Below are 15,517 nucleotides of genomic sequence, written 5' to 3'. Positions count from 1 at the left end.
ATAGAATGAGGAAATTGCTACTGGCATCTGCATCTCTCGCCGCACTCGCATCGGGGAGCGCGGGAACGGCGCTCGCCTGCGACCCGGATTACACCGGCGTCGAACTGACGGCGACCACACAGACCGGTCCTTACATTGCCTCGGCGCTGCAGCTTGCGGCCAAAGGCTGGGAGGAAAAGACCTGCGGCAAGGTCAAGGTCGTCGAGTTCCCGTGGTCGGAGCTCTATCCGAAGATCGTGACCTCGCTGACCTCTGGCGAAGACGCTTTCGACGTGATCGCCTTTGCACCGGCCTGGGCCCCTGATTTCACCGACTTCCTGTCGGAAATGCCGGCCGACATGCAGAAGGGCGCCGACTGGGACGATATCGCGCCCGTCTACCGCGAACAGCTGATGGTCTGGAACGGCAAGGTGCTGTCGCAGACGATGGACGGCGACGCCCATACCTACAGCTACCGAATCGACCTCTTCGAGAACGCCGACAACCAGAAGGCCTTCAAGGAAAAGTACGGCTACGATCTGGCGCCGCCGAAGACCTGGAAGCAGTACCTGGACATCGCCGAATACTTCAACCAGCCGGCCAACAACCTCTGGGGCACGGCGGAAGCCTTCCGCCGCGGCGGCCAGCAATTCTGGTTCCTGTTCAGCCACGTGGCCGGTTATACCAGCCATCCGGACAATCCGGGCGCCATGTTCTTCAATCCGGAAACGATGGATGCGCAGGTCAACAATCCCGGCTGGGTTCGTGGCCTCGAGGAATACATCCGGGCCTCAAAGCTCGCGCCGCCGAACGCGCTGAACTTCTCCTTCGGCGAAGTGAACGCCGCTTTTGCCGGCGGCCAGGTGGCGGAATCGATCGGCTGGGGTGATACCGGCGTCATCGGTGCCGACCCGAAGCAGTCGAAGGTGGCCGGCAATGTCGGCTCGGCATCGCTGCCGGGATCGGACGAGATCTGGAACTACAAGACCAAGAAGTGGGACAAGTTCGACCACGTCGTCCAGACCTCCTTCATGGCCTTCGGCGGTTGGCAGGCGGCAGTTCCCGCGACCTCGACCAAGCAGGAAGCAGCCTGGAACTACATCCAGTACCTGACGAGCCCGGCCGTCTCGGGCCAGGCGGCGATTACCGGCGGCACCGGTGTGAACCCTTACCGCATCTCGCACACGACCAATCTCGATCTCTGGTCGAAGATCTTCTCCGAGCGTGAGGCGAAGGAATATCTTGGTGCGCAGAAGGAGGCGGTGACCGCCAAGAACATCGCGCTCGACATGCGCCTTCCCGGCTACTTCTCCTATACCGAAGTGCTGGAGATCGAGCTTTCCAAGGCGCTTGCCGGCGAAGTGACGCCGCAACAGGCGCTCGATAGCGTCGCGGAACAGTGGAACAAGCTGACCGACGAGTTCGGCCGCGACAAGCAGCTTGCCGCCTATCGCGCCTCGATGGGCTTGCCGCAGCAGTAACGAACCCACGCCCGCCCCGAAACGATCGGGGCGGGCGCCACCGTCCCCGGCGAGACCGGGCACAGACAGCATCAGAGGCTACAGCATGTCACAGGTCCGATTGCAGCAGATCACCAAGTCCTTCGGGAGCGTCACCGTCATTCCGCCGCTCGATCTCGACATTGCCGATCGTGAGTTCGTCGTGCTCGTCGGTCCCTCCGGCTGCGGCAAGACGACGACGCTCAGGATGATTGCCGGCCTCGAAACTGCGACTTCGGGTTCGATCCGGATTGGCGATCGCGACGTGACCGATCTCAGACCGGGCCTGCGCAATTGCTCCATGGTGTTTCAGAATTACGCGCTCTATCCGCACATGACGGTCGCCGAGAACATCGGCTACGGCATGAAGGTGCGCGGCACGCCGAAGGCGGAGATCGAAAAGGCGGTAACGGATGCCGCTCGCATCCTCAACCTCGGCGCCTATCTCAATCGCAAGCCGAGCGCACTATCGGGCGGCCAGCGCCAGCGCGTGGCGATCGGCCGGGCGATCGTACGCCAGCCGGATGTCTTCCTCTTCGACGAGCCGCTGTCGAACCTAGATGCCAAACTTCGCATCGAAATGCGCACCGAAATCAAGCTCTTGCACCGGCGTCTTCAGACGACTGCCGTTTACGTGACCCACGATCAGGTGGAAGCCATGACCATGGCCGACCGCGTCGTCGTCATGAACCAGGGCCGCATCGAGCAGGCGGCCGATCCGATCACGCTCTATGAGGCCCCCGCCAATCTTTTCGTCGCCGCCTTCATCGGTGCGCCGAGCATGAATTTCCTCGAGGGGCGGCTGGAGCGCGGCGATGGAGGGATGCAGTTCATAGCGGATGGGGACGTGGCGGTGGCTATCCCGGAAAACTGCGCCGAAAAACTCGGCGCCTACGTCGGAAAAGCGGTCGTGCTCGGCATCCGGCCGGAACATACGATGGCGACGGACGCCAATGCGCCAACAGTCAGGCTGATCGTGCGCGATATCGAACCGCTCGGCCCGCATACGCTGGCTCTTGGCCGGGTCGGGCCTGCCGCTTTCACGGCGCAGGTTCACGCCGCGTCACGCATCGGCCCCGACGATCAGATCGCGGTGCCGATCGAGACGGAGAAAATGCATTTCTTCCTGAAGGAAACCGGTGGGGCGATCGGCCGCTGAGCGGATGGATGGCCGAAGGCGATGACGCCTCCGGCCTGCTGTCTTACTTCTTCTCGGCGCGTGCTGCGGCGAGGAAGGCGAGCTTCGCCGGCAGCTCCAGGTGCTTGGAGAGTGCCACGCGCTCCGGCGTGTAGTGATGCTCGACGTCGAGGCAGTTGACGGTGCCGAGCAGCTCGCCGCCGACAACGACCGGGATGTTGGCAACCGAGCCGCAGCCGAGCGACCAGATCGTCTCGTGGTCCGGGAAAACCTTGGCGATATCGGCGATGGTGTTGGCGACGAAGGTCTGGTGCGCCTTGTGCACGATGTCGAACCAGCTGTCGTAGCGGATCGGCTTGGTGCCCGAGGTCGGGTACTCCGCGGGGTGCGAGGTGTAGGCGCGGCGCGCGACTTCGTTGACCATGTCTACGGTCATGATGGTGAAGAGCTTGGCGCCGATCACCTGGCGGCTAAGCGTCTGCAATGCGGTCCATACCGCATCGGCATCGGTGGTCTTGGCAATGGCCGCGTCGAATTCCGCCAGCGCGGCAGCGATCTGTTCACTGTTCATGCTATGTCCTTGGGGTTACTCGATATCTTAGAAGGGGACAGACGATAAATCGTCGGTGTTGTCCCATCCTAGTTGGCATGCGCGGCGCTGATCTGCATCAGCTCGCGCGAATAGGGATCCTTGAGGTCACCGCGCTTGAGGTCGGCGACATCGGCAATCTCGACGATCCGGCCCTGGCGCATGACAGCGAGGCGATCGCAGAGGAAGGAGACGACCGCCAGGTTGTGGGTGACCATCAGGAAGGTGAGGTTCTGCTCGCGCCGGAGGCGCTTCAACAGGTTGAGGATTTCGGCCTGGACCGAAACGTCGAGCGCGGATGTCGGCTCGTCGAGTAAGAGCACCTTCGGCTTCAGCATCAGCGCCCGGGCGATTGCCACGCGCTGGCGCTGGCCGCCCGAGAGCTGGTGCGGAAAGCGGAAGCGGAACTTGCGATCGAGGCCGACCGAGGTCATGACCTCCTCGATGCGGGCGTTGCGGTCGCCGATGCCGTGGATCGTCAGCGCTTCGCCGAGCGTGGCGTCGACCGTCTTTCGCGGATGCAGCGAGCCGTAGGGATCCTGGAACACCATCTGGCACTGACGCGAAAAGGCGCGGTCGATGCCGTGGCCGCGGGGCGAGCCGAGCACGGCGATCTCGCCGGTCCATTCCGGCGCGAGACCTGCGATCGCCTTCAGCACCGTCGATTTTCCCGAGCCGCTTTCGCCGACAAGGGCAAAGCTCTCGCCGTCGGCGATATCGAGATTGACGTCGTGGGTGATCTGCACGTCGCCGTACGAGATGTCGAGGTTCTTCAGAGAGAGCGCGGTCATGCCTTGGCCCATGCGCTGCGGTCGAGCACCGGCAGCTCGTCCCGTGTTTCATCGAGGCGCGGAATGGAGGCGATCAGCCCGCGCGTATAGGGGTGCTTGGCCGCCATCAGTTCGCCGGCCTTGCATTCCTCGACCACCTCGCCGGTGTTCATCACGAGGATGCGGTCGCAATAGCTGGAGACGAGATTGAGGTCATGGCTGATGAAGATCAGGCCCATGCCCTTGCGTTTCACCAGTTCGTCGATGATGTCGAGCACCTGGGCCTGGACGGAAACGTCGAGCGCCGAGGTCGGCTCGTCGGCGATCAGAAGGTCCGGCTCGGGGATCAGCATCATCGCGATCATCACGCGTTGGCCCATGCCACCGGAGACTTCGTGCGGGTAGAGCTTGGCGACGCGTTCCGGATCTGCAATGCGCACCGATTCCAGCATCGTAAGCACGCGCGCGTTGACCTCGCGGCGCGGCAGCTTCTGGTGCGTCAGCAACGCTTCGGCGATCTGCTCGCCGATGGTCATGACCGGGTTCAGCGAGAACTTCGGGTCTTGCATCACCATGGAAATGCGGGCGCCGCGGATGGCGCGCATCTGCCGCTCGGACTGCTTCAGGAGGTCGACGCCGTCGAAGACGAGCTTGTCGGCGGTGACCCGACCCGGTGCCCGGATCAGCTGCAGGATCGAGCGACCGGTCATCGACTTGCCCGAGCCGCTCTCGCCGACGATGCCGAGGCGTTCGCGGCCGAGGGTGAAGGAGATGCCGCGCACGACTTCGAGATCACCGCGGGGCGTCGGGAAGGTGACGCGCAGGTTTTCGACTTCGAGAAGATTGCTCATCAGCGCTGCTCCCCGCTCTTCGGATCGAGCACGTCGCGCAGGCCATCACCGAGGAAGCAGAAGCCGAGGCTAACGAGAATGATGGCAAAGCCGGGCATGGTCGCGACCCACCACTGATCGAGAATGAAGGAGCGACCGCGCGAGATCATCGCGCCCCATTCGGGAAGTGGCGGCTGAGCGCCAAGTCCGATGAAGCCGAGACCGGCGGCCGTCAGGATGATGCCGGCCATGTCGAGCGTGACGCGGACGATCATCGATGAGGTGCAGAGCGGGAGCACGTGGCCGAGATTGACCCGGAGGCTCGACGCGCCGAGCAGACGCACCGCCGAAATGAATTCGGAGTTCTTGAAGGTCAGCGTCTCCGCACGAGCGACACGGGCATAGCCGGGCCAGGAGGTGATCGCGATGGCGATGATCGCGTTCTCGATGCCGGGACCAAGGGCCGCAACGAAGGCAAGCGCCAGGATGAGCTTCGGCAGCGACAGGAAGATATCGGTAATGCCCATCAGTATACGGTCGACCCAGCCACCGAAATAACCGGCGGCCACGCCGATCACCAGGCCGGCGGGGGCTGCGAGCACTGCAACCAGCGTGACGATGGCCAGCGTGATGCGTGAACCGTAGACAACGCGGGACCAGATGTCGCGGCCGAGTTCGTCGGTTCCCATCCAGTGGGCAGCACTCGGCGGCAGCAGGCGTTCGCTCAGCGACTGGCGCAGCGGATCATGGGTGGCGAGCCACGGCGCAAAGAGCGCGGTCAGCACCAGAACGAGGATGATGACGGCGCCGACAACGGCGAGCGGATTGCGCATCAGCGCGCCGAAGATGCGATAGAAGCGCCCGAGGCGCGCCTGCATCGGCGAGGCGGGGCTGTCGTCGATCAGCCAGTCGCGAAGTGTGGTCATGGTCGCTCCTCCCTTAGCGTGCACGCGGATCGAGCACGCGGTAGAGCACGTCCGAAATCTTGTTGATGCCGATGAAGACCGCGCCGATGACGAGGGTCGAGCCGAGCACGGCCGACATGTCGGCATTGAGCAGAGCGACGGTCAGGTAGTTGCCGATGCCGGGCCAGGAGAAGATCGTCTCGATCATCACGGAGCCTTCGAGCAGGCCGGCATAGGACAGGCCGATAACGGTGATCAGCGGCACGCGGATCGGCCGGAAGGCATGGCGCCAGATGACCAGGCGCTCCGGCACGCCTTTGACCCGGGCGGTCGTCACATATTCCTGGCTCAGCTGGTCGAGCATGAAGGAGCGCGTCATGCGGGCGATATAGGCGAGCGAGAAGAAGCCGAGGCAGGACGCCGGCAGGATCAGGTGCCAGACGGCGTTGCGGAAGATCTCCCATTCGCCAGCAATGATGCTGTCGACAAGGATCAGGCCCGTGACCGGCGACACCATGCCGTCGTAAAAGATGTCGACACGGCCGGGGCCGCCGACCCATTTCAGCTTCGCGTAGAAAATCGCCAGGCCGACGAGACCGAGCCAGAAGGCAGGCACCGAATAACCGAGCAGACCGATGACGCGGATGCCCTGATCGAGCCAGGAGCCACGGCGGGCGGCGGCAAAAACACCGAGCGGCACGCCGATCAGCACGCCGAGCATGATGCCGAGCGTCGCCATTTCGAGTGTTGCCGGGAAGACGCGAGCGAGGTCCTCGATAACCGGCTTGCCCGTCGAAACCGATGTTCCGAAATTGAAGGTGGCGACGTCACGTACGTAGCTGACGAACTGCGTGATCAGCGGCTGGTCGAGCCCCATTTCCTGGCGCACGCGCTCATAGACGGCGACGGGTGCGCGGTCGCCGACGACAGCCAGAACCGGGTCGATCGGCACGATGCGGCCGATGAAGAAGGTGATTGCGAGCAGGCCGAGGAAGGTTATCGCAAGCGTTACCAGGAAGCCTGCCAGTGAAAGAAGGCGCTGCCGTCCCCGACTGGGTCTGGCGGCGCGGCGCGCCGGCGCTGCTGCTGTCGTGCTGTCGTTTGCCACGTGGCGTCACCATCCCTCTTCGCTTGCGGTCTCACTTGTCGATACCGCAAAAATTTGCTTGGAGTATATAAATAAGTTTGCTTAAATCAAAAAAATTTTACTGGGGCGGAAACGGGAGGAATAACCGCTGTGAGCGATCCGTCAGAGGATACGCAGGCCGCTTCGGGCAAATCGGCCGGGGCAGGGCAGCCGAAGGTGGGCGCGCTGGTGCGTGCGCGCCGCCGGCAGATGCATATGACCCTGCAGACGCTCAGCGACGCAGCGGGCGTTTCGGTCGGCTATTTGAGCCAGATCGAGCGCGATCTTGCCATGCCCTCGCTCGGCACACTGGCCCAGATTGCGCAAGGCCTGGGCGCCGAACTCAACCATTTCATCCTGGCACCGGCGATCGACACCGGGCTTTCGCGCGCCGAGGGGCGCATGGTGTTTTCGGTCGGCGGCTCGCCTGTTTCCTATGAGCGCATTGGCGCGGATTTCGCCGGCAACCAGCTTTCGAGTTTCGTCATCACCATTCCGCCGGGGCATCGCTCCGAGGTCTTCAGCCATGAGGGCGAAGAGCTCGTCTACATGCTCGAAGGCGAGATCCTCTTCGGGCTCGATGGCGACGACACCATGCTTTCGCCTGGCGACGGCCTGCACTTCCGCGGCATCCAGCCCCACTACTGGTGGAACAAGACAGACGCACCCGTGCGGTTGATCTGGACCGGCACCCTGCCGCTCTTCCGGCCCCGCGCTTCCCAATCCAACGAGACCGGTCAGCCGCAATCGGCGCTGAAGCCGGCACCGACAAAAACCAAGCCTCATCGAAAATAGGAGAATGATGATGAGAATGTTCAAGGCCGCGGTCTTCGCGGCGTCCCTGATGATGAGCGTGGCGCCGGCCGCACTCGCCGAAACGCCAGCCGATGTGTTGGTCGTTGCCCAGAATATCGACGACATCGTCAGCATCGACCCGGCCGAGGCCTACGAGTTCTCCTCGGGCGAATACGTCACCCAGACCTATGACCGCCTGGTGCAGTACGATGCGCCCGACGTGAAGAAGCTGGCGCCGGGTCTTGCCTCCGAATGGACGGTCGACGATGCGGCAAAGACGATCACCTTCACGCTGCGTGATGGCGTTACCTTTTCCTCCGGCAATCCGCTGCGTGGCGAAGACGTCGTCTACTCCTTCAAGCGCGTCGTCGTTCTCAACAAGGCGCCGGCCTTCATCCTGACGCAGCTCGGCTGGACGCCCGAAAACATCGACAAGATGGTGACCGCCGAAGGTAACAAGGTCACGGTCAAGTATGACGGCGACTTCTCGTCGGCCTTCGTTCTCAACGTTCTCGCCGCTCGCCCGGCTTCGGTGATCGACGCGGAAACCGTCAAGGCCAACGAGGCCGATGGCGACTTCGGCAATGCGTGGCTCAAGGCCAATTCGGCCGGCACCGGCCCGTTCGTGCTCAAGGCCTTCCGCGCCGGCGAGCTGCTCAACCTTGCGAGCAACCCGAACTACTTCGGCGGCGCTCCTGTTATCAAGGGCGTCATCATCCGTCACGTGGCCGAAGCCGCAACCCAGCAGCTGATGCTGCAGACCGGCGACGTCGACATGGCGAAGAACCTGACCCCGGACCAGGTTTCGGGTCTTGAAGGCAAGGACGGCGTGAAGGTCGAATCCTATCCGCAGGCCGCCGTACACTTCCTGTCGTTCAACCAGAAGGACGCGGCACTGCAGCCGGAAGCCGTCTGGGAAGCCGCCCGCTACCTGGTCGACTACAAGGGCATGACCGACAGCTTCCTCAAGGGCCAGATGGAAGTTCACCAGGCCTTCTGGCCGAAGGGCTTCCCGGGCTCGCTCGACGAGACCCCCTACAGCTACGACGTCGAGAAGGCGAAGAAGATCCTGGCCGATGCCGGCATCAAGACGCCGATCAAGGTGACCCTCGACGTCATCAACTCGACGCCGTTCACCGACATGGCGCAGTCACTGCAGGCGTCCTTCGCCGAAGCCGGGATCAACTTCGAGATCATCCCGGGCACCGGCAGCCAGGTCATCACCAAGTACCGCGCGCGCACCCACGAAGCGATGCTGCTCTATTGGGGCCCGGACTTCATGGACCCGCATTCGAACGCCAAGGCCTTCGCCTATAACGAAGACAACGCCGACGACAAGTATCAGTCGACGACCACCTGGCGTAACGGCTGGGCGGTTCCGGCGGAACTCAACGAAGCGACCAAGGCAGCCCTCAAGGAAGCCGATCCGGCCAAGCGCGACGCGCTTTATGTCGACCTGCAGCGCAAGGTGCAGGAAAAGTCGCCGATCGTGATCATGTTCCAGGCCGCGACCCAGGTCGCGATGAAGGACAAGGTCGAAGGCTACGTCAATGGCGCCATCTCGGACTATGTCTTCTACCGCCTGGTGAAGAAGAACTGATCCGCCAGCGATCGCCCTTGCGCCGATGAGAAAAAGGCGCACATATCAAAACGCCCTGGGCCTTCCGGCCCGGGGCGACGTGTTTCTACCGATCGGTTTGATAAGTTCTGGGAAGGTTTTACGACATGGCGGATGTGAAGGTGAGAACGCGGGAAACCGGTGCGACGGCTGTGGTCGGCAAGACCGGCTTTCCGCATGTGACCTCGGTCACCGGTGGTGAACTCGATATCGTCACCGGCCCGTCGCAGGCGGGCTACGGCCCGCTCGATCTGCTCTATGCGTCGCTCGCAAGCTGCCTGGTGCTGAGCGCCCGCATCGCCGCCAGCCGTTTTGGCGTGCTCGACCGGCTGACGGAAGTGAGTGCCAAGGTGACGGGCGAGAAAGCCCATGACGAGCCGTCCCGCGTCGCAAAATTCAACATCGTCTTCGACATCAAGGGTGATTTTGACGACACGGTCCGCCATGCGATCGCGGAAGCCGCCGAAAACGAGATCTGCACCGTTAGCAATACGATCCGCGGCAATCCGGAATTCGTGACCGAGTTTGCCCACTGACGTTCATTGGGTCTCAGCGTCCAACAAAAGGGCGGGCTGCCATTGGCAGCCCGCCCTTTTCGATGCAACTGGCAGAAGGACTCAGGCCGGTTGCGGCGTAAGCGCCTCCGGTTGACGCCGACCGATCGTCAGCACCAGCAGGGCCGCGACAATGCAGAGCATCCCGGCGGCAATCAGCGCCGGCGTATAGGTTTCAAGCGACGTCCGGCTGGCGCCTGCGAGGAAGGTCGCACTGGCCGCACCCAGCTGGTGACCGGTGAAGACCCAGCCGAAGACGAGGGCGGCGCGTTCCGGACCGAAGCGTTCGGCCGAAAGTTTCACCGTCGGCGGTACCGTCGCGACCCAATCCAGGCCGTAGAAGATCGCAAAGATCGACAGCGTGTAGATGTTGAAGCCGCTGAACGGCAGGAACATCAGCGACAGGCCGCGAAGGCCGTAGAACCAGAAGAGCAGCCAGCGGTTGTCATAACGGTCCGAGAGCCAGCCGGAACCGATGGTGCCGATCAGATCGAATACGCCGATCAGCGCCAGCAGGCTCGCTGCTGCGACGGGGGCAATACCAACATCGCCGCAGATCGAAACCCAATGGGTCTGGATCAGCCCGTTGGTGCTGAAGCCGCAGACGAAGAAGGTCGCAAACAGCACCCAGAAGGTGTTGGTCTTGGCGGCGTCGGAAAGCGCCCGGATCGGTGCCATCAGCAGTTCCCCGAAGCTCTTCGCCTTCGGCGGCGCCGCCACCATTTGCTTGCCGCCGAAGGGCGCAAGGCCAAGGTCCCCAGGGCGATCCTGCATCAGAAGCAGGACCAGGGTGAAGGCCGCAAGCAGGATGACGATGATCAGCGTCAGCGCCGAGCGCCAGCCGATCGTTTCGGTGAGAGAAGCGAGCAACGGCAGGAAGACCAGCTGGCCGGTGGCGTTGCTGGCGGTCATCAGCCCGACGACGAGCCCGCGCCGTTTGTCGAACCAGCGCGTTGCGACCGTCGCGCCGAGCACCAGCGCCGTCATGCCGGTACCCACGCCGAGCACGACGCCCCAGATCGCCACCAGGTGCCAGAGTTCCGTCATGTAGAACGAGGCGGCGATGCCGGAGATGATCAGGATCAGCGCCGTAGACACGACCGGGCGCACGCCGAAATGGTTCATGAACGAGGCTGCGAACGGACCGAGCAGACCGAAAAGGCAAAGCCGGATGGCGAGCGCCAGCGAGATTTGCGCATTGGTCCAGCCGAATTCGGTCTCGAGCGGTTTGATGAGCACGCCGGCCGAGCCCATGGCGCCGGCTGTCGAAAGCATGACCAGGAAGGTGACGGCGGCGACAGCCCAGCCGTAGTGGATATTGCGTATGGCAAGATAACGCGCAAGCGCCGGACCGAGCATCGTCGACTTCCTTTCGTCGGTGTTTTTAGGGCGTGCGACAGCGCTGCGCGGGCTTTCGGAGCGCAGGTCGCAGATTGAGCTGTTGTTTGGCAGTTTTCTGCCGGTTCCTGGCGGCTTAGGCTGCCCGGATTCTTCTGGCCTCAAGTCGCAGACTGCGACCAGAAAGTTGGTCTGGAAACGAGGCGCTAGAGCGCCAGCAGCAGGTCCTTCAGCTGGGTGGCGGCGTCGGCTCCCAGCCGCGCCTCGATCTTGTCCTGAGCGGCCTGCCAGAGCGGCGCGCCGTCAGCCAGTATTCGGTGGCCGCTCTCCGTAAGTTCGACAATGGCCTCCCGCTGATCCTTTCCGCTTCCAGTTGCGGCCAATCCCATTCCCTCCAGCACCTTGACGTTGCGGCTGACCGTCGATCGCTCGAGTTCGATCTTGCGGCCAAGCTCGGTCATCGAGATCGGTTCATCGCGTGCGATGTGCCGAAGCAGGCTGAACTGGGCAAGGTTAAGACCAATCGGCTGCAGCGCGTCGTCATAGACTGACGTCACTCGCCGGGTGGCTTTGCGTAAGAGGGCACAATAGCAACGAGACATAATGTGTGTATATACACGCAATTGATCGGCGTCAACCGTTTCGTGGTGTGAAGGCGCTGTTCGAAGCGATCAGCGGTCCAAGCGAAACTGAAGAACGTGGTTGGGGTAAACCTGGTCGCCGATCGTGAAATGGGTTTGTCCCGCCATCTCAAAGCCACTCGCGAGGTAGAAGGCCGTGGCTTTTTCGTTTTCGGCGTTCACCGCCAACCAGGTGCCTGGCTGGCCAGTGTGCAGGCAGAATTGCAGGCCGGTTTTCAGAAGAGCTTTCCCGAGGCCGCGACCATGGTGGTGGGGCTGGACATAGAGCGTCGTGATTTCCAGGTCGGAGGCGATATCGACCGGTGCCGGCGAATTCGCGGACATGCGCAAGAAGCCGTCGATACTGACAACGTTCTGCGAAACCCAGACGGTCTCGTTGCGGTCGCCCAGAATTTCTTCGAAGCGCGCGGTGGTAAAGTGCTCCAGCGCATAATCGGCAAAGAATGCGTTGACGCCATCCCTGATATACGTGTTCAGCCAGACTTCCAGGCTGATCGCCGCAAGGCTTGACGCATCCGCGACGGTCGCGCGCCTGATCGTCATATCGTTTGTCACGCTGCTCTTCACTGTCTCAATCGACGAAGGGTTCCAGTTCCTTGTCGAACTCCACTTCGACGACATTGTTGAAAAGCGCCGTCGCCACCATGATGCCGGAGAAAGCGACGAGGTCGACCAGCGCCTTGGCGTCGTAGCGTGCCTTGAGGCCAACCCAGATTTCCTCCGGAACGGCATTGCTGTCGGCGACGATGGCGCGGCCGAAGGCGATCAGGCGCTGTTCGTCCTCGGTCGGTTGAACGGTGTGAAAGTCGAGACCGGCGTTGGCGAAGGCGCGGCGGAAGAAACCCATGGCGATCGGGGATTTCATGGCCTCCGAAATGGAATGGGAGAGGAACCAGATCGCCCTGTCGTCGAGGGTAGGGCGTAGTTCCTCGCGGAGCGTGAACCATTCCGCATAGATCCGGTGCGCGACCGGCGAATGTAAAAGCGTGCGCTTCATGTTGGTCATGCGGCCACGCACGCGCACCTCCTCGTCGTGGGCGGCGCGGATTTCATCCGAGGCGGTGTGGTAGTCGATCTGGGGGATATGGCTCATGGTCATGCCTGTCTTGGTCGTGCGCGAGCTGCGCAGATGATGGGTAGGAGCGTTAGACGGTGCTGAGCAGAATGCTCGTTTCGCTGTTCGACACGCCCTCGACGTCGCGCACTTCGCGCAGGATGCGGTCGAAATCGCTGAGGCTGTTGGCGCGGATTTCGGCGACCAGGTCCCAACCGCCGTTGGTGGTGTGCAGGGCATAAAGTTCCGGCAGGCCGCGCAGGTATTTGATCACCTTGGTGGTGTTTCGGCCGCTCACCTCGATCATCATGATCGCACGGATGGCGCGATCGTCATAATCCTGCCGCACGCGCAGCGTGAAGCCCAGGACCGCGCCGCTTTCGAGCAGCCGGTCGATGCGAGTCTGCACGGTCGCCCTCGATATGCCGAGCACCGCAGCGATCTTGGAGTAGGGCGCGCGCCCGTCTTCTCGCAGGAGCGAGATGAGCTGGTGGTCGAGGTCATCGAAGATATGCATGAAAGGTGTATATTACGATTGTGCAAATTGCTCAATATGCCCTGTAATTTTGCGCAGGTTTAAAATTTCAACTCACTTCTTGCAAGCCTAGGCTGACTTCATCGAATTTCTCCGATGGAGTTTTAAACGTGGTTCAGTATGTCGGTGTCGGCAACGTAATCGAGCTGGTCAAATCGATCGGCATTGAGACGTTTCTTGTGGGTCTTGCGGAATACATCGAAGACGATTTCCGCCGATGGAACGTTTTCGAAAAAACTCCGCGGCTTGCGAGCCACTCGAAGACCGGCGTCATCGAGTTGATGCCGACCTCGGACGGCGAGCACTACGGCTTCAAATACGTCAACGGCCATCCGAAGAACCCCAATGTCGGCCTGCAGACGGTGACCGCCTTCGGCGTTCTTTCCGACGTCAGCACCGGCTACCCCTGTCTCGTTTCCGAAATGACGATCATGACGGGACTGCGCACGGCGGCGACATCGGCGCTTGCCGCGAAGTACCTCGCACGTCCTGATGCCCGCTCGATGGCGATCATCGGTCTCGGCGCCCAGTCCGAATTCCAGGCGCTCGCCTTCCGCGCCCTTCTTGGCGTCAAGCGCCTTCAGGTCTTCGATATCGATGCGGAAGCCGCCGCCAAGTTCTGCAACAACCTCTCGGATATGGACTTCGACATCGTCGTCGCTGCCACGGCTGAAGAAGCCGTATCCGGTGCGGACATCATCACCACCGTTACCGCCGACAAGCGCAATGCCACGATCCTTTCCGACAACATGGTCGGCGCCGGCGTGCACATCAACGCGGTCGGTGGCGACTGCCCCGGCAAGACGGAGTTGCAGGGGGACATCCTGCGCCGCGCCGACGTCTTCGTCGAATATCCGGAACAGACCCGCATCGAGGGCGAGATCCAGCAGATGGCGCCGGACTTCCCGGTCGTCGAACTCTGGCAGGTGATTGCCGGCGAGGCCGAAGGCCGTCGCTCGAGCGCCCAGATCACCATCTTCGATTCCGTCGGTTTTGCTACCGAAGACTTCTCGGCCCTGCGCTTCCTGCGCGACAAGATCCAGGGTACCGCATTCTACACCGAGCTCGACCTGACGACCCAGCCGGACCATCCGCGCGATCTCTACGGCCTGTTCCGGCAGCAGCCGGCGGTCCCTGCCGAGCGGAGTGCCGCATAACATGAAGAGACTGTCCGTACAGGCGCCGAAGGGCGTCGTGATGATCCGCCCGCACCACTTCGGCCCCAACCCGATGACGGCCAAGGACAATGCCTTCCAGGCGACCGACGCGGCGCGCCAGCCGACTGCGATCGCCAAGGCCGCCTATGACGAGGTGAGCCGCATGGCCGACGGGCTTTCGAACGCCGGCGTCGCAGTCCATCTCTTCGAAGACGAGACGACGACGCGGCCGGACTCGGTGTTCCCCAACAACTGGTTCTCGACCCATTCGGGTGGCCATGTCGCGATCTATCCGATGTATTCGGAAAGCCGCCAAAGCGAGCGCCGCTCCGACATCATCGAGATGCTGAAGAACGAGTACCGCGTTCAGGACGTGATCGATTACTCCGGCCTTGAAAAGGACGGCGTCTATCTCGAAGGCACGGGCGCCATGGTGCTCGACCATATCGGTCGCGTCGCCTATGCCGCACGTTCCAACCGCACCAATGAAGTGGCGCTAGAACGCTTCTGTACACACTTCAATTTCGAGCCGATGATCTTCGGCGCGGTCGATCGCCAGGGCAACTCGATCTACCACACCAACGTGCTGATGTGCATTGGCACCGAGTTTGCGCTGATCGGCACGAGCATGATCCCGGATCTCGCCCGTCGCCAGGAGATCTGCTTGCGGCTTGAGGAAACCGGCCGCCAGGTCATCGATCTGACGCTGGAGCAAATCGAGAACTTCGCCGGCAATGCCATCGAACTCGACGGTGCCGATGGCCGCGTCGTGGTCATGTCGGCTCGCGCGCTCGCTTCGCTCCGCGCCGACCAGATCAAGGCGCTCGAAATCTCTGCCCGTGTTCTCGCCTTCGACGTTCCGACCATCGAGCTCGCGGGCGGCTCCGTGCGCTGCATGCTCGCTGGCGTTCACCTGTCACGTCGGGAAAACGTGAACAAGCAACCGCTTTACGCCGCCATGTCCGATCGATAGAAGCACCTCATCCAAG

The 15,517-nt window shown here is 62.3% G+C and carries 17 protein-coding genes; 7 read left to right on the top strand and 10 right to left on the bottom strand.

Annotated elements, in window-relative coordinates; translation table 11 throughout:
• Window positions 1–5 precede the first annotated feature (5 nt).
• Together ASE71_RS11985 and ASE71_RS11980 are read left to right on the top strand one after the other, a co-directional pair.
• Window positions 6–1,460, top strand: coding sequence for an extracellular solute-binding protein (locus tag ASE71_RS11985; RefSeq protein WP_034799450.1), 1,455 nt, complete (start codon window positions 6–8; stop codon window positions 1,458–1,460).
• An 85-nt stretch (window positions 1,461–1,545) separates the two neighbouring features.
• Complete coding sequence (locus ASE71_RS11980; protein ID WP_060518281.1) at window positions 1,546–2,637, top strand: ABC transporter ATP-binding protein; 1,092 nt, start codon at window positions 1,546–1,548, stop codon at window positions 2,635–2,637.
• A gap of 43 nt (window positions 2,638–2,680) precedes the next feature.
• Here ASE71_RS11980 and ASE71_RS11975 read toward each other — a convergent pair whose 3' ends face one another.
• From ASE71_RS11975 to ASE71_RS11955, 5 genes are all read right to left on the bottom strand, one after another.
• The gene (locus tag ASE71_RS11975; protein ID WP_034799456.1) at window positions 2,681–3,187 is read right to left on the bottom strand and encodes a GAF domain-containing protein; all 507 of its coding nucleotides are present in this window, start codon (window positions 3,185–3,187) and stop codon (window positions 2,681–2,683) included.
• A 68-nt stretch (window positions 3,188–3,255) separates the two neighbouring features.
• On the bottom strand, window positions 3,256–3,996 hold the full coding sequence (locus ASE71_RS11970) for an ABC transporter ATP-binding protein (RefSeq protein WP_060518341.1): 741 nt from the start codon (window positions 3,994–3,996) through the stop codon (window positions 3,256–3,258).
• On the bottom strand, window positions 3,993–4,826 hold the full coding sequence (locus ASE71_RS11965; protein ID WP_034799458.1) for an ABC transporter ATP-binding protein: 834 nt from the start codon (window positions 4,824–4,826) through the stop codon (window positions 3,993–3,995). Before ASE71_RS11965 ends, ASE71_RS11970 begins: the two co-directional genes overlap by 4 nt.
• On the bottom strand, window positions 4,826–5,731 hold the full coding sequence (locus ASE71_RS11960) for an ABC transporter permease (RefSeq protein ID WP_034799460.1): 906 nt from the start codon (window positions 5,729–5,731) through the stop codon (window positions 4,826–4,828). The genes ASE71_RS11965 and ASE71_RS11960 overlap by 1 nt, the downstream gene beginning before the upstream one ends.
• Window positions 5,732–5,744: 13 nt before the next feature.
• Window positions 5,745–6,818 carry an ABC transporter permease gene (locus ASE71_RS11955; RefSeq protein WP_051659494.1) on the bottom strand — a complete coding sequence of 358 codons (1,074 nt, stop codon included), beginning with the start codon at window positions 6,816–6,818 and terminating at the stop codon, window positions 5,745–5,747.
• 129 nt (window positions 6,819–6,947) lie between these two features.
• On the opposite strand from ASE71_RS11955, the gene ASE71_RS11950 reads away from it, so the two are divergent.
• The 3 genes from ASE71_RS11950 (at window position 6,948) to ASE71_RS11940 (ending at window position 9,785) form a co-directional block, all read left to right on the top strand.
• Window positions 6,948–7,631, top strand: a complete 684-nt coding sequence (locus tag ASE71_RS11950) for a helix-turn-helix domain-containing protein (RefSeq protein ID WP_034799462.1) — start codon at window positions 6,948–6,950, stop codon at window positions 7,629–7,631.
• Window positions 7,632–7,641: 10 nt separating this feature from the next.
• Window positions 7,642–9,231, top strand: a complete 1,590-nt coding sequence (locus ASE71_RS11945; protein WP_060518279.1) for an ABC transporter substrate-binding protein — start codon at window positions 7,642–7,644, stop codon at window positions 9,229–9,231.
• Window positions 9,232–9,356: 125 nt separating this feature from the next.
• The gene (locus tag ASE71_RS11940; RefSeq protein ID WP_060518277.1) at window positions 9,357–9,785 is read left to right on the top strand and encodes an OsmC family protein; all 429 of its coding nucleotides are present in this window, start codon (window positions 9,357–9,359) and stop codon (window positions 9,783–9,785) included.
• An 81-nt stretch (window positions 9,786–9,866) separates the two neighbouring features.
• On the opposite strand, the gene ASE71_RS11935 is transcribed toward ASE71_RS11940, so the two are convergent.
• The 5 genes from ASE71_RS11935 to ASE71_RS11915 form a co-directional block, all read right to left on the bottom strand.
• Window positions 9,867–11,162, bottom strand: coding sequence for an MFS transporter (locus tag ASE71_RS11935; RefSeq protein WP_060518275.1), 1,296 nt, complete (start codon window positions 11,160–11,162; stop codon window positions 9,867–9,869).
• A 185-nt stretch (window positions 11,163–11,347) separates the two neighbouring features.
• Window positions 11,348–11,743, bottom strand: a complete 396-nt coding sequence (locus tag ASE71_RS11930; RefSeq protein WP_060518273.1) for a MarR family winged helix-turn-helix transcriptional regulator — start codon at window positions 11,741–11,743, stop codon at window positions 11,348–11,350.
• Between the two features lie 69 nt (window positions 11,744–11,812).
• A complete protein-coding gene (locus tag ASE71_RS11925; protein ID WP_090426536.1) occupies window positions 11,813–12,325 on the bottom strand; it encodes a GNAT family N-acetyltransferase in 513 nt (170 codons plus the stop codon).
• 28 nt (window positions 12,326–12,353) lie between these two features.
• Window positions 12,354–12,875, bottom strand: coding sequence for a hypothetical protein (locus ASE71_RS11920; RefSeq protein WP_060518337.1), 522 nt, complete (start codon window positions 12,873–12,875; stop codon window positions 12,354–12,356).
• A gap of 52 nt (window positions 12,876–12,927) precedes the next feature.
• The gene (locus ASE71_RS11915) at window positions 12,928–13,353 is read right to left on the bottom strand and encodes an Lrp/AsnC family transcriptional regulator (RefSeq protein ID WP_034799473.1); all 426 of its coding nucleotides are present in this window, start codon (window positions 13,351–13,353) and stop codon (window positions 12,928–12,930) included.
• 92 nt (window positions 13,354–13,445) lie between these two features.
• Here ASE71_RS11915 and ASE71_RS11910 point away from each other — a divergent pair, with 92 nt between their 5' ends.
• Window positions 13,446–14,528: an ornithine cyclodeaminase gene (locus ASE71_RS11910; RefSeq protein ID WP_060518271.1), complete on the top strand. Its 1,083-nt coding sequence runs from the start codon at window positions 13,446–13,448 to the stop codon at window positions 14,526–14,528.
• Between the two features lies 1 nt (window position 14,529).
• The gene (gene ctlX, locus ASE71_RS11905; RefSeq protein ID WP_060518269.1) at window positions 14,530–15,501 is read left to right on the top strand and encodes a citrulline utilization hydrolase CtlX; all 972 of its coding nucleotides are present in this window, start codon (window positions 14,530–14,532) and stop codon (window positions 15,499–15,501) included.
• The last annotated feature ends 16 nt before the right edge of the window (window positions 15,502–15,517 follow it).

Origin of the sequence: Ensifer sp. Root954, from assembly GCF_001429005.1 — a bacterium.
GTDB lineage: Bacteria > Pseudomonadota > Alphaproteobacteria > Rhizobiales > Rhizobiaceae > Ensifer > Ensifer adhaerens.
Note: the sequence above shows the minus strand (reverse complement) of the source record. Positions and strands in the feature narration are given on the sequence as shown.

Coding starts and splice junctions, on each gene's coding strand:
- ASE71_RS11985 (WP_034799450.1), top strand. CDS start 6: ATGAGGAAATTGCTACTGGCATCTGCATCTCTCGCCGCACTCGCATCG.
- ASE71_RS11980 (WP_060518281.1), top strand. CDS start 1,546: ATGTCACAGGTCCGATTGCAGCAGATCACCAAGTCCTTCGGGAGCGTC.
- ASE71_RS11975 (WP_034799456.1), bottom strand. CDS start 3,187: ATGAACAGTGAACAGATCGCTGCCGCGCTGGCGGAATTCGACGCGGCC.
- ASE71_RS11970 (WP_060518341.1), bottom strand. CDS start 3,996: ATGACCGCGCTCTCTCTGAAGAACCTCGACATCTCGTACGGCGACGTG.
- ASE71_RS11965 (WP_034799458.1), bottom strand. CDS start 4,826: ATGAGCAATCTTCTCGAAGTCGAAAACCTGCGCGTCACCTTCCCGACG.
- ASE71_RS11960 (WP_034799460.1), bottom strand. CDS start 5,731: ATGACCACACTTCGCGACTGGCTGATCGACGACAGCCCCGCCTCGCCG.
- ASE71_RS11945 (WP_060518279.1), top strand. CDS start 7,642: ATGAGAATGTTCAAGGCCGCGGTCTTCGCGGCGTCCCTGATGATGAGC.
- ASE71_RS11940 (WP_060518277.1), top strand. CDS start 9,357: ATGGCGGATGTGAAGGTGAGAACGCGGGAAACCGGTGCGACGGCTGTG.
- ASE71_RS11935 (WP_060518275.1), bottom strand. CDS start 11,162: ATGCTCGGTCCGGCGCTTGCGCGTTATCTTGCCATACGCAATATCCAC.
- ASE71_RS11930 (WP_060518273.1), bottom strand. CDS start 11,743: ATGTCTCGTTGCTATTGTGCCCTCTTACGCAAAGCCACCCGGCGAGTG.
- ASE71_RS11925 (WP_090426536.1), bottom strand. CDS start 12,325: ATGACGATCAGGCGCGCGACCGTCGCGGATGCGTCAAGCCTTGCGGCG.
- ASE71_RS11920 (WP_060518337.1), bottom strand. CDS start 12,875: ATGAGCCATATCCCCCAGATCGACTACCACACCGCCTCGGATGAAATC.
- ASE71_RS11915 (WP_034799473.1), bottom strand. CDS start 13,353: ATGCATATCTTCGATGACCTCGACCACCAGCTCATCTCGCTCCTGCGA.
- ctlX (WP_060518269.1), top strand. CDS start 14,530: ATGAAGAGACTGTCCGTACAGGCGCCGAAGGGCGTCGTGATGATCCGC.